We start from the raw sequence: 12,980 nt of genomic DNA, 5'->3' as shown, positions 1-12,980 counted from the left end.
AGATCCGACGGCGGTGGCCCAGTAGGGTGCCGACCGGGGCAGAGCTTGGAGGATGGGCGGGGATGACCGACGAGGGCCGCAGAAACGTCCGTGACCTGCGGCGCGCCAACCGTGCGCGGCTGTTGAGACAGCTGTACTTCCACGGCCCGCTCAGCCGGCAGGATCTCATCCAGGCCACCGGGCTCAGCTCTGCCTCGGTCAGCAACGTCGTGGCGGACCTGCTGGACGCCGGTCTGGTCGTGGAGGCCGGCGCCGTCGAGTCCGAGGGCGGACGCCCGCGCATCCTGCTGCGCGTCGACACCTCCTGCTTCGAGGTCATCGGCATCGACGTCGGCGAAACCCGGATCCGGCTGGAGCGCTTCGACCTCGGCCTCGGCGAGCTCGCCGCGCTGGACCTGCCCGTGCTCGACGGCACGCTCGACCCGGAAGCCGTGGTCCCCGCGATCGCGGCCGGGCTGGCCGAGTTGAGCGCGGGCGCGACGGCGCCGCTGCTCGGCGTCGGGATCGGCGTCCCCGGCATCGTGCAGCACCAGCCCTACGCGGTGATCCACGGCCAGACCGTGGGCTGGGACGCGTTCCCGCTGGAGGAACGGCTGCGCGCGCACACCAGGCTGCCGCTCTTCATCGACAACGGCGCGACCACCATGGCCCAGGCCGAGATGTGGTTCGGCGCCGGACGGGACGTGGACAGCGCCGTCTTCCTGCTGCTCGGTTCCGGCGCGGGCGCGTCCGTGATCGCCGACGGCGCGCCGTTCCGCGGCTCGACCACCAGCGCGGGGGAGTGGGGCCACCTCAACGTCCAGTATCAGGGCCGCCGTTGCCGCTGCGGCGCGCGGGGCTGCCTGGAGGCCTACGTCGGTGCGGAGGCCATCATCGCCCGGTATGCGGAGGCCGAGGGCTCGGCGAAGATCGTGGCCGCCGACGAGGAGGAGACGCTGCGTCAGATCCTGGCACTGGCCGAGGAGTCGGGGCCGGCCGGGGACGCCGCACGGGACGTGCTCGACGAGACGGCGGTGCGGGTCGGCGTCGGGATCGCCAACGTCGTCAACTTCCTGAATCCGCAGCGGGTCATCATCGGCGGCTGGGCCGGCCTCGCGCTCGCGCCGAGCCTGCTGCCGCGCATCCGAGAGGTGGTGCGCGACCACGCGCTGCGGCTGCCGTACTCGCTGACCTCGGTCGACCTCGGCGCGCTGGGCGCGGACGCGGTGGCCAGGGGTGCGGCCACGCTGCCGGTCGCGCGGCTGCTGGAGGCGGGCGCGTAGCCCAGCCCGTCCTGACGGAGAAGCTGTGGAGCTTCAACTCCTGTATTGACACCGGCTCGACAGGCCTCCACGATGCACACCGGAGAGCGCTCAGAGAGCGCTCTCTCGTTCCACGGCAAACCGTGCACCACTCCCACCCACCGTGCTAGGAGTGCCATGAGATCTGTCGCGTACCTTCCCGCAGGCCGCCGTTCGCGTGGCCGACCGCTGCCCGCCCTGATCGCTGTCCTCGCCCTGCTCCTCGCCGCGCTCGCGGCCCAGGCCGGGGTCGCCTCCCGTGCGGCAGCCGCGAGTTGTGGCACCACCGACCTCGCGCTAAACCGGCCGGCGACCGCCTCGTCGCTGGAGAACAGCAGCTTCCCCGCGTCCAACGCCGTCGACGGCAACACCGGGACCCGTTGGTCCTCGGCCTTCGCCGATCCGCAGTGGCTGCAGGTGGACCTCGGTTCGACCCAGACCGTCTGCCAGGTCGTGCTGAACTGGGAGACCGCCTCCGGCAAGGCCTACCAGATCCAGACCTCGAACGACGCCACCAACTGGACCACCGTCTACTCGACCACGTCCGGCCCGGGTGGCACGGAGACGCTGAACGTCTCGGGCTCCGGCCGGTACATCCGGATGTACGGGACGCAGCGCAACACCCAGTGGGGCTACAGCCTCTGGGAGTTCTCCGTCTACGGCTCCGGGTCCGGCGGCGGCACCCCGCCCCCGCCGACCGGCGGCAGCCTCGGCTCCAACGTCATCGTCTTCGACCCGAGCATGTCGCAGTCCTCGATCCAGAGCCAGCTCAACTCGATCGCCAACGCCCAGGGCGGCAACGAGTTCGGCACCGCGCGCTACGCGATCCTGTTCAAGCCGGGCACCTACGGCTCGACCGCCAATCCGCTGATCTTCTCCGTCGGCTTCTACGAGAGCGTGGCCGGTCTGGGCAAGAACCCCGGCGACACGGTCATCAACGGCACGGTCGACGTCTACAACCAGTGCAACGGCGGCGTGCAGACCCAGTGTTACGCCACCACCAACTTCTGGCGCTCGCTCACCAACCTGACCGTCAACGTCACCGGCATGACCGGCTGCTACGCGGGCGACGACTTCTGGGCCGTCTCCCAGGCCGCGCCGCTGCGCCGGGTCCACATCAACGGCAACCTGAGCCTGATGGACTACTGCACCGGCTCCCCGGACTGGGCCAGCGGCGGCTTCGTCGCCGACTCGCAGTTCACCGGCGGCACCGTCACCAACGGCTCGCAGCAGCAGTTCTTCACCCGGAACTCCAGCCTGGACGGCTGGAGCAACGCCGTGTGGAACCAGGTCTTCTGCGGCGACCCGGGCGCGCCCGCGCAGAGCTTCGCGTCCAACTCCGGTGACAGCGGCGGTCCCAACTCCTACACCACGCTGGCCACCTGCCCGGTCACCCGGGAGGCGCCCTACCTCTACCTGGACTCCGGCGGCAACTACCAGGTCTTCGTGCCGTCCACGCAGACCAACTCCTCCGGCCCGACCTGGCTGAACGGCGGCACGCCGGGTGTCTCGCTGCCGCTGTCCACCTTCTTCGTGGTCCAGCCCAGCGCGACGACCGACCAGATCAACGCGGCGCTGGCCGCCGGCGACAACCTGCTCTTCACGCCCGGCGTCTACCAGGCGCCCAGCACGATCAACGTCACCAACCCGGACACGAAGATCGTCGGCCTCGGCTTCCCGACCCTGGTGCCGAGCAACGGCAACACCACGCTGAACATCGCCGACGTGGACGGCGTCAACGTCACCGGGGTCATCTTCGACGCGGGCCCGGTGAACTCGTCCACGCTGGTGACGGTCGGCACGGCCGGCTCCGGCGTGAGCCACGCCGCGGACCCGGTCACGCTCGACGACGTCTTCTTCCGCATCGGCGGCGCGACGGCGGGCTCGGCGACCACGGCGCTGGTCGACAACAGCAACAACTCCCTCATCGACGACGCGTGGATCTGGCGCGCCGACCACGGCGCGGGCGCCGGCGGTTGGACCGGCGACCAGAGCGACACCGGTCTCGTCGTCAACGGGAACAACGTGCTGGCGACCGGCCTGGCCGTCGAGCACTTCCAGAAGAACGAGACGGTCTGGAACGGCCAGGGCGGCGAGGTCGTCTTCTTCCAGAACGAGAACCCGTACGAGGTGCCGAACCAGGCTTCCTGGATGTCGAGTTCGACGCAGAAGGGCTACCCCGCCCTCTACGTCGCGCCCGGTGTCACCAGCTTCCAGGGCTACGGCATGGGCAGCTACTCGTACTTCGACCAGGGGCAGGACATCCACAGCTCGATGGCCTTCCAGGCCCCGAACAACGCGGGCGTCCAGTTCCACGACCTGCTGACCGTGTTCCTCAACGGCAGTGGCGGGATCGACTCGGTGATCAACGGAACCGGCGCCGCCGTCAGCTCCACCTTCGGCGGCCCGAGCGACGTCGTCAGCTACCCGTGACGACGCCGCTCCGGTGAATCGCTCCGCGCGCGGCCCACGCCTCCCCGTCAGCCGCGCGCGGGGCGCCACATCGTGGTGACGACATGCCCGTCGGGCATGACCAGCTCGCCGTTCGGCACGAAGCCGAGGGCGGCGTACCGCTTGTCGTTGGCGGCGGGGTTGCTCGACTCGAGGTAGGCGGGCATCCGCAGCTCGTCGATCCGGACCAGGCTCTCGCGCAGCAGCGCCACACCGAGGCCCTGGCCGCGGTGGTCGTCGTGGGTGCCGAGCAGGCTGAGGTAGAAGTGCGGCTCCTTCGGCCGGGCAGCCTCCATCGGCTCCAGGACGGCCAGGATCCCGGCGGCGGTCGCCTCGTCGGTGATCTCCCGGAGGAAGCCCGCGAAGCCGTCCGCCTCGGCCTCGGTGAGCTCCTCGCCGCCCGGCGGGATCCACACCGCCGCGGCCTCGACGTTCCCGGTCACCAGCAGCCACGGGTAGCGCAGTGCGGACGTTGCGAGCAGCCGCCACAGCGCGCCGGCTTGTGCGGCGCGCCGACCGGGGTCAGGAAAGGCCGGGCCCCACACCGGATCCCGGAAGAACGCGGTGGTCAGGGTGGCGACGACGGCGTCGACGTCGTCGGCTCCGGCGGTGCGGACGTTCAGCGGTCGGTCCTGGCTGCTCATCCGCCCACGATAAGCGCGGCCCGGTGGGGGAGCGAGCCCTTATCGTGGGCGGCCATGGCCATGTTCGTGCACCTCACCTCCGCCGCGGACGAGCGGCGTGTCCGCCGGGCCGGTCTGCGCGCCGCGAGCCGCGGCCAGGACGGCGCGCGGGGCGTCCACTGCTTCCCGGTGCTCCCCTCGTACACGTTGACCCATCAGTGGCTGGGCGAGATCGCGCGGTTCGGCACGCGCGGCGGGCTGGTCGCGGTCCAGGTGCGCCTCGACGACGCGCAGCCGGTGCTCGTGGGCCACTACCGCGACCGTGCGCGGGGCGCGCAGGCCGCGGTTCCGGCGGCGGAGGCGGTGCGGCGCGTCGCCGCGCTGGACGACCCGCGCGGATGGGAGGTCTTCGTCCCGCGCGCGGTCCGCGCCGCGGAGATCCACCGGATCCGTCGCGCCCCGCGGGCGCTCGGCTGGCGTCACGTCCCGGACGCGCACGGGAGCCGCCCCTGCACCTGCTGCGGCTGCCGCCAACCCGGCACCTACGGATCCCGCCGTCTCCGCACCCGCCTTCCGCACCCCCTCGACGGTCCGCCCCCGCCGGTCCCGGCGCTGCTGGCCCGCCTCTCCGCCGACGCGGATTCGGCCTCCCTCAAGGACACCCTGCACTGGTTCGGCCTCCGCCGCCGCGGCCCCGTCCCCGCGCTGGCCCCGCTCGCCGACCACCCGGATCCGGAGGTCCGGGAGGCGCTTGTCTCGGCGGTCTCGGGCTGGTCGACTCCCGGCACCCTGGACCTCCTGGCCGCCCTCGCCCGCGACCCGTCACCCGACGTCCGCGAATCCCTGGTCTGGGCCCTCTCCCACCACCCGGGCCCGCGCGGCGCATTCCTGCTGGACAGCCTCGCCGCCGACCCCTCCCCTGCCGTCCGGGAGGCGGTCGCGCTCGTCCGGGAGGACGAGGAGCCCTGAGGGCGCGGCTGTTGTCAGTGGCCTCTGCGACGATGCGCGGGTGAGTGGCGAACGGGGTCGGCTGGTCGGGTTGGTGGCGGGTGTCGAGCCCGGGGACGAGGTGGAGCGGGCTCATGTCGAGGCCGTCGTGGCATGGGTCGGCAGCGGGGCGCCGTTGTACCGGGCGGGGCGGTCGGACGTGCCGCCGATGCACCTGGTGAGCTACTTCGTGGTGCTGGACGAGGAGCGGGGTGAGCTGCTGCTCGGGGCGCACCGCAAGGCCGGGCTGTGGTTGCCGGCGGGTGGGCACGTCGAGCCGGGGGAGGAGCCGTGGGCGTGCACGGTGTGGGAGTGCCGTGAGGAGTTGGGCATCGAGGCCGTCGCGGCGGGCGTGGCAGGGGAGCGGCCGTTCTTCGTGACGGTGACGGAGACGAGGGACCGCGGGCACACGGACGTGTCTCTCTGGTACCTGCTCAGCGCCGAGGCGTCCGCTGTCGGCTGGTACGACGAGCGGGAGTTCTCGGCGCTGCGCTGGCTGACGATCGAGCAGGTGCTGCGCGAACCGCTGGTGACGCTCGATCCGCACATGCACCGGTTCGCCCGCAAGCTGCGGCGGGCCTTGAGCGGTGGCGCGGCCCCGGGCTCAGTCGGCGACGAGCTCGACGCGGATCGGGTCGCCGTCGCGGACGGTGGCGAGGGTCCTGGGGTCGGTGTCGAGGGTGCCGAGGAGGTTGCAGGGGCTGGCGAGGCGGCATTCGTCGCCCCGTGAGATCGGGGTGGGGCCGAACGGCAGGGCGATGCTGTCGCCGTCGGTCCAGAAGGCGACCGTGCCCGGGTCGACGACCTGGCGGGCGTCCGGCTCCACGGGGCGGCTGACGGGGGTGCGGAAGTAGACCTCCTGGCCCCAGGTGTTCGCCGTCGACTGGATCGGGAGGGCGGCCCGGAGGGCCTCGGTGGTCGGCGTGGAGCCGAGCGTGGCCGTCGCGGTGCCGGCCGGCCAGATGAAGCGAATCTGCATGGCAGCAGGGAAGCGTGGCCTTCAACAATTTGTCAATGCTGTCTCGCGATACCGTCACCGCATGGCTGAGACCCGGTTGACCACGTCCTCCTATCTCGTGCTGGGAATCATCGACCAGCTGGGCGAGGCGAGCCCGTACGACGTGAAGATCGAGGCTGCTCAGACCGTCGCGCCGTTCTGGGCGGTGCCGCACGCGCAGGTGTACGCACAGTGCGACCGGCTGCTCGCGGCCGGCCTGCTCTCCGAGGTGCGGCAGGAGGGCGGGCGCAACCGCCGGGTGATGCGGCTGACCGAGGCGGGCCGGCGGGCGCTGGCGGGGTGGCTCGCCGACTCCGCGTTCGTGCCGGTGGAGGCGCGTGAACGCGGCATCCTCAAGCTCTGGTTCGGCGCCCGGCCGGAGGTGCACGCGCCGGTCCAGGTCGAGGAGCACGAGCGCACGCTCGCGGAGTACGAGGGCCTGGCCGACTCCGTGGGTGAGCTGATCACGCGTGGCCAGCGTGAGGCGCTGGAGTTCGGGATCCGCTACGAGCGGATGATGGTCGAGTTCTGGCGGTGGGTGGCGAGCCGCGCCTCCGAGTGACGACGCTCTTCTGACTCACCGGTAACAAGCTCTTGACCCCTCCCTGGTTCCGCCTTACCTTCCTGATAATCCATGAAGGACTATCGACCAGACGTGAGGGGCCGCCGTGAACCGTCCGAGGGTCAGCGTCGGGATCGGCTGGGGCCGGGTGGCGGCGCTCGTCGTGGTGGCGGTCGGCGTCGGGTACGCGCCGATCGCGATGACGGAGCTCTGGCCCTACGCCCACCCCGGCGCCCCCGCCATCGGCGAGTCGTTCCTCGCGCACCTCACCAACCCCCGCTACGTCGCGGACGCGGTCGCCAACCGGCTCGGGCCCTACCGGCACAGCCTCGCGGCGCTGGTCGTCCACTCCGTGCTGGGCGGACTGCTGTTGCTGCTCGGCCCGCTCCAACTCCTCACCGCCGTACGGCGCAGGGCGCGGCTGCACCGCGCGCTCGGGGTGGTCTTCGCGGTCACCGTCTACGTGTCGATGGCCGGCGCCGCGGTCTACCTGCTGCGCACGGCGCCGCGCGACGCGTTCAGCGGGCCCGCCTTCTGGATCGTCCTCGGGGCGATCCTCGTCGGCACGGTGTTCAGCGTCACCGCCGGGATCGTCGCGGCGGTGCAGCGGATGCCGGAGATCCACCAGCGGTGGATGCTGCTCTGCTACGGCTTCCTGATGACCGCTCCGCTGCTGCGCTTCGAGTGGGGCGCGCTCCCGGTGTTCTTCCCCGGGCTCTCGATGGCGCAGATCAACCAGATCGCGGTCATGCACCTCGGCTCGGTCGTCGCCTTCGGCGCGCTGCTGGCCTCGCGGCGGCTGGACCACCGGGCGGAACTGCCCGGCATGAACGGGAGCTGGCTGCCGTGGTGGGTGCTGCTGGCCGCCGCCGCGGCGGGCGCGGCGGCGCTGGGATGGATCACGGACGCCTTCTTGGCGGCGGGCGGGGCGCAGAACCACCGGCTGCTGCTCGGCTACCTGCTGCCCTTCGCCCTGACCGCCGCCGTCATGCTTGCGCGGCTCCGCCGCGCCGTCCGGGACGGGCGCCCCTGGGCGGCCGAGGAGTGGCGGATCCACCTGGTCGGCCTGAGCCTGGCCCCGGTCTTCTCCGTCCTCTGCGTCCTCCCCTTCGAGCGCGCCCTCGACCTCGACCGCGTCACCGCCCTGAGCGCCGCCACCGCGATCGGTTGCGGCGTCCTCGCCTTCTGGGCGACGGCGACGACGGGCCTGCGCGCGCTGGTCGCCCGCGAGCTGGCGAAGCGTCAGCAGTCGTCCCCGCCCGCCGCACTCGCTCCGGTGGAGGCGAAGCCGGTCGGATAGGCGGGGACCGACGGACGACGGTCAGACCGTCTCCAGCTCCAGCCCGAACGGCAGGGCCTCGGTGTGCAGCACACCGAGGCTCTGCGTGGCCCGGGTCAGGGCCACGTACAGCTCGTTCGCGCCGAAGCCGGCGGGCTCGACCACCAGGACGGAGTCGAACTCCAGCCCCTTGGCCTGCCCCGGGGCGAGCAGGACGACTGGGGAGGTCAGGTCCGGCGCGGCGCCCGAGGCGGCCTCCGGCAGGGCGGGGGTGAGGGCGTCGAGCAGGGACGCCGGTGCGATGACCGCCAGACGGCGTTCGGGAGAGGCGAGTTCGCCGACCGCCTTGGCCAACGCCGCCGGCAGCTCGTCCGGCGCGTCGACCTCCCGCGCCCACGGGCGGACGCCGGTCGAGCGCACCGAGCGAGGCGGCGTGAAGGACGGGTCCGAGGCGCGGTGGACGGCCGCCGCGGCGTCCATGATCTCGGACGGGGTGCGGTAGTTGACGTCCAGGACGACGCGCTGCCACCGGTCCTGGACGTGCGGGGTCAACGCCGCGTCCCAACTGCCGCAGCCGCCGGGCTCGCTGGTCTGGGCCGGGTCGCCGACCAGGGTCATCGAGCGGGTCGGGCAGCGACGCATCAGCAGGCGCCAGGCCATCGCGGAGACCTCCTGGGCCTCGTCCACGATGACGTGGCCGAAGGCCCAGGTGCGATCGGCCGCGGCGCGCTCCGCCGCCGTGCGGTGGTCGATCTCCTCCTGACGGTCCGCCAGTCGCTCGGCGTCGATGAGGTCGTGGGCGGCCAGGTACTCGGCGTCCTCGTCGTCGCGGTCCTCGAACTCCTGCGTGCGCGAGCCGTAGGAGAGGTCCAGCACGCCCTGCGCGTAGGCGATCTGCTCCTGCCGCAGCGCCTCCTCCGCCGCGCGGCGCGCGGAGTCGTCCTCGCCGAGCAGCTCCGCCGCCTCGTCCAGCAGCGGGACGTCCGCCGGCGTCCACTCCCAACGCGCGGGCCGCTCCGGGCGGGAGTCGTGGACGCGGCGGATGGCGGCCGCGTCGGCGTCGGGGAGGTGCGTCGGCTCCTCCAGGAAGTCGGCCAGGAACTGCTCCGGGGTCAGCTGCGGCCACAGCTCGTCGATCGCGGCGTGGACGCCGGAGCTGGCGGCGACGGCCTTGCCGATCAGCGCCTGGTCGTCCGGGCCGAGCAGGTTCGGGCCGCCGTAGGGGTCGTGGCCGAGCCGGGCGACGAGCTGCTCGGTGAGCGCGTCGATGACCGCGAACGCGAAGTGCGGGCGGGCCAGGTTGTGCGGCAGCTGCGTGGCGCGGGCACGCTCACGCGCGGCGGCGGCGATCGCCCGATCCAGGATCAGCACGCCGTCGTCGTGCTCGATCACCAGGGCCGGGTCCGGCAGGGCCTGCCGGTCGCGCAGCTGCGCGGCGAGCGCGTCGGCCATGGCGGCGTCGCCCTTGACCGCGGCGGCGGCCGGCGTGTCGGTGCCGATCGCGCGCACGCCGGGGAACAGCTCGGCCGGCGTGGCCAGCAGCACGCCGGTCTCGCCGAGCGAGGGGAGCACCTGGCCGATGTAGGCGAGGAAGGCCGGGTTCGGGCCCACGATCAACACCGCGCGCCGGGCCAGCAGCTCGCGCTGGGCGTAGAGCAGGTAGGCGGCGCGGTGCAGGGCCACGGCCGTCTTGCCGGTGCCGGGACCGCCCTCCACCACGAGCACGCCCTGGTGCGGGGCGCGGATGAGCCGGTCCTGGTCGGCCTGAATGGTCTGCACGATGTCGTGCATGCGCCCGGTACGGGCGGCGTCGAGCGCGGCGAGGAGCACCGCGTCGGCGTCGGAGCCCTCGAAGCCGGAGCGCTCGGCGTCGGTCAGGTCCAGGATCTCGTCGTGCAGGCCGGTGACGCGGTTGCGCTCGGTGGTGAGGTGACGCCGACGGCGCAGGCCCATCGGTTCGTAGCCGGTGGCGAGGTAGAAGGGCCGGGCGATGTCGGCACGCCAGTCGACGACGAGCGGAGTACGTTCCGCGTCGTCGGCGCGGATGCCGAGCCGGCCGATGTGGTGGTCGGCGCCGTCGCGGAACCAGAGCCGGCCGAAACAGAGGCCGTGTTCACCTGACGCGTAGGCCGCGAGCAGACCGGAGTTCTCGGCGACCAGCACGTCGCGTTCGAGCCGCGTCTGAGCGTTGGTCACCTCCTGCCCCAGCGCGGCCTGGACGGCGGCCTCGGCCCGCGTCTCCAGCACGGCGAGGCGTGTGCGGAGCAGGTCGATGAATTCCTGTTCCTGGCGAATTCCGTCGTTTGACAAAGCCGCTCCCGCTCGGATATAGTGAACCCATAAAGATTCCTTGCTCGTTGTGCTGTCGAGCAGAGGAATCTCTCAATATACGAGGGAATTCGCCGGGATGCAATCCCGGCTTTTTGCTTTTCCGGCTCAGGTGGTGAGCAGCACGCCCGCGTAGGAGACGGCCGCGATCAGGGCCCAGGAAGCCAGCCCGACGAGCAGCGCCCGGCGCCCGGTGCGCAGCAGGTTCCGTACGTCCACGGTGCTGCCGAGGGCGAAGAGCGCCGCCGCGGTCAGCAGTTCGTCGACGGTTCCCGCGGTGTTCACGAAACCGGCGGGGAGCACGCCGGTGCTGCGAATCGCGACGCACGCCAGGAAACCGACCAGGAAGAGCGGCAGCGGCGCCGGACGCTTCTCGCCCGCCGCCCGGCCGCCGCGCCGGGACCGCGCCAGCGCTACGCCGGTGACCAGCGGCGCGAGCAGCGCCACCCGCATCAGTTTGACCACGACCGCCTGGCCGAGTGCGGCGGCGCCGGCGGTCTGCCCGATCGCCACCACCTGGCCCACGTCGTGCACGCTCGCTCCCGTCCAGCGCCCGAACTGCAGGTCGGTCAGCCCGAGAGGGTGATGCAGCAGCGGCAGCACGGCGATCGCGAGGGTGCCGCAGAGCGTCACCAGGGCGACGGCGGTGACGGTGTCGCGCTCCTCGCTCTCGGTCACGCCGTTCATCGCGGCGACGGCGGAGGCCCCGCAGATGGAGAAGCCGGTCGCGATCAGCAGCGGCTGGTCGCCAGGTAGTCCGGCCCTGCGGCCGAGCCACCGCGTGCCGAAGAACGTCGCCGCGACGACCAGGCAGACCAGGACGAGGCTCGGCCACCCGAGCGAGAGGATGTCGCTGAGCGCGAGCTTGAACCCGAGCAGCACGACGGCCACGCGCATCACCCGCTTCGCGGCGACGCCGAGCCCGGGGCGGGTCGCGACGGGAAGCAGGCCCGCGCCGCGCATCCGCAGGTTCCCGACCAGGACGCCGAGCGCGACCGCGGCGGTCATCGGCGAGACGGCCGGCGCCAGGTGGTTCACCCCGGCGGCGACGGCGGTGGCCCCGGCGGCCATGACCAGCCCCGGCGCGATCCGCCGCACCGCGCCGCGAGCGGTGTCCGGGGACGGCGAGCCGTCGGGCCGGGCCAGAACCTGTCCGTTGCGCGCGGGGATGATCGTCACCGGTCCACTCTTGGGCGCGTGGCGGAGGGGCGGTAGCCGGAAAGCCGCGCCCACGTCATAGGGTTTCCCTATGACGGGAACGGCAGGGGCGGATCGGCACGGCGGCGCGGACAACGGTGGGCTGCCCGCGTCGCGGCGGTTGCCCGATCTGGAGACGTTGGAGCTGCTCGTGGCCGTCGCGGACACCGGCAGCATCGGGCGGGCCGCCGCGCGCCAGCAGATCACGCAGCCCGCGGCCAGCGCGCGGCTGCGCACGCTCGAGCGCAAGCTCGCGCTGCAGCTGCTGGACCGGTCCCGGCGCGGGTCGCGGCTCACCCCGGCCGGGCTGGTCGTCACGGACTGGGCGCGCGGGGTGCTGGACCAGGCGCACGTGCTGGCCGAGGCGCTGGCCGCGCTCCAGGCCCAGCAGCGCGGCGAGCTACGGCTCGCCGCGAGCCTCACCCTCGCCGAACAGCTGCTGCCCGGCTGGCTGGTGAGCCTGCGTCAGGCCAGCCCGGCGACGCACGTCGGGCTGCGCGTCACCAACAGCCACCAGGTGATCGAGGCGTTGCGGCACGGCGAGGCCGATCTCGGGTTCATCGAGGGCCCGTTCCTGCCCCGGGACCTGCGCTCGATGGCCGTGGGCCGTGACCGGTTGGCCGTGGTGACGGCGCCGGACCACGCGTGGGCGCGGCGTGGTACCCCCGTGTCCGGCGCCGAGCTGGCGGAGACGCCGCTGCTGCTGCGTGAACCGGGCTCGGGCACCCGGGAGACGCTGGAGCGCGCGCTGCGGCCGTGGGTCGGGCCCTCCGTGCCGGTGCTGGAGTTGGGCGCGACCGGGCCGCTGCGCAGCGCTGCCGCGCAGGGCGCGGCGCCCGCCGTCCTCTCCCTGCTCGCCGTCGCCGACGACCTGGCGGCCGGCCGGCTGGTCGAGGTGCCGGTGGCCGAGGAGGTCGAGCTCAGCCGCGTCCTGCGCGCGGTCTGGCGCGCCGGGACCGAGCTCTCCCCCCAGGCCCGTCTGCTCCTCGACGTGGCGCGCCGGGCGGCGCGCACGCGGTGAGGCGTACCCGAGCCGAGGCCTACGGCACCTGCTGCACCTAAAGGGTGTTGCACAATCCGGTGGGCGGGCAGGCTGGGGTGCGGTCTGAGCTGGGGTTTCATGTGGCGAGGGCGAGGTTGTGCATGTGGGCGACGGCTTGGACCGCGTGGTGGAGGCCGTCGCCGCGGACACGGCAGTCGCGCAGGATCTTGTAGGTCTTCATCCGGGCGAAGGCATGCTCGACACGGGCGCGGACCCGTCGGTGTTCGGCGTGTT

11 protein-coding genes and 1 pseudogene are annotated in these 12,980 nt (G+C 72.8%); 7 read left to right on the top strand and 5 right to left on the bottom strand.

Annotation, left to right across the window (positions count from 1 at the left end):
- Positions 1-62 precede the first annotated feature (62 nt).
- Entirely contained in the window at positions 63-1,262 is a 1,200-nt protein-coding gene (locus tag DN069_RS19830) for an ROK family transcriptional regulator (RefSeq protein WP_111502631.1), read from the top strand.
- Positions 1,263-1,418: 156 nt separating this feature from the next.
- Positions 1,419-3,713 (top strand): discoidin domain-containing protein, encoded by a 2,295-nt coding sequence (locus DN069_RS19825; RefSeq protein WP_111502629.1) that lies wholly within the window; start codon positions 1,419-1,421, stop codon positions 3,711-3,713.
- A gap of 47 nt (positions 3,714-3,760) precedes the next feature.
- Here the strand turns inward: DN069_RS19825 and DN069_RS19820 are convergent, their stop codons facing one another.
- Positions 3,761-4,375, bottom strand: coding sequence for a GNAT family N-acetyltransferase (locus DN069_RS19820; RefSeq protein ID WP_111502627.1), 615 nt, complete (start codon positions 4,373-4,375; stop codon positions 3,761-3,763).
- A 54-nt stretch (positions 4,376-4,429) separates the two neighbouring features.
- Between DN069_RS19820 and DN069_RS19815 the strand changes: the two genes are divergently transcribed.
- Entirely contained in the window at positions 4,430-5,323 is an 894-nt protein-coding gene (locus DN069_RS19815) for a HEAT repeat domain-containing protein (protein ID WP_207892202.1), read from the top strand.
- Between the two features lie 187 nt (positions 5,324-5,510).
- A pseudogene (locus DN069_RS41690) lies at positions 5,511-5,870 on the top strand (NUDIX domain-containing protein); the annotation flags it as partial.
- Between the two features lie 75 nt (positions 5,871-5,945).
- On the opposite strand, the gene DN069_RS19805 reads toward DN069_RS41690, so the two are convergent.
- Entirely contained in the window at positions 5,946-6,320 is a 375-nt protein-coding gene (locus tag DN069_RS19805) for a cyclophilin-like fold protein (RefSeq protein WP_111502625.1), read from the bottom strand.
- 61 nt (positions 6,321-6,381) lie between these two features.
- Here DN069_RS19805 and DN069_RS19800 point away from each other — a divergent pair, with 61 nt between their 5' ends.
- Positions 6,382-6,900: a PadR family transcriptional regulator gene (locus DN069_RS19800; RefSeq protein ID WP_111502623.1), complete on the top strand. Its 519-nt coding sequence runs from the start codon at positions 6,382-6,384 to the stop codon at positions 6,898-6,900.
- Between the two features lie 106 nt (positions 6,901-7,006).
- The gene (locus tag DN069_RS19795) at positions 7,007-8,200 is read left to right on the top strand and encodes a DUF2306 domain-containing protein (RefSeq protein ID WP_243639466.1); all 1,194 of its coding nucleotides are present in this window, start codon (positions 7,007-7,009) and stop codon (positions 8,198-8,200) included.
- A gap of 21 nt (positions 8,201-8,221) precedes the next feature.
- On the opposite strand, the gene DN069_RS19790 is transcribed toward DN069_RS19795, so the two are convergent.
- The gene (locus DN069_RS19790; RefSeq protein WP_111502711.1) at positions 8,222-10,474 is read right to left on the bottom strand and encodes a HelD family protein; all 2,253 of its coding nucleotides are present in this window, start codon (positions 10,472-10,474) and stop codon (positions 8,222-8,224) included.
- 141 nt (positions 10,475-10,615) lie between these two features.
- The gene (locus tag DN069_RS19785) at positions 10,616-11,686 is read right to left on the bottom strand and encodes a YeiH family protein (RefSeq protein WP_243639464.1); all 1,071 of its coding nucleotides are present in this window, start codon (positions 11,684-11,686) and stop codon (positions 10,616-10,618) included.
- Between the two features lie 70 nt (positions 11,687-11,756).
- Between DN069_RS19785 and DN069_RS19780 the strand changes: the two genes are divergently transcribed.
- Entirely contained in the window at positions 11,757-12,725 is a 969-nt protein-coding gene (locus DN069_RS19780) for a LysR substrate-binding domain-containing protein (RefSeq protein WP_111502621.1), read from the top strand.
- A gap of 97 nt (positions 12,726-12,822) precedes the next feature.
- On the opposite strand, the gene DN069_RS19775 is transcribed toward DN069_RS19780, so the two are convergent.
- On the bottom strand, positions 12,823-12,980 hold a 158-nt coding region (locus DN069_RS19775; RefSeq protein WP_165845555.1), incomplete at its 5' end, for a transposase family protein.

The sequence above is a fragment of the Streptacidiphilus pinicola genome (assembly GCF_003258295.1).
Taxonomy (GTDB): domain Bacteria; phylum Actinomycetota; class Actinomycetes; order Streptomycetales; family Streptomycetaceae; genus Streptacidiphilus; species Streptacidiphilus pinicola.
The sequence above is the reverse complement of the archived record's forward strand: the minus strand, read 5'-3'. Positions and strand labels throughout refer to the sequence as shown.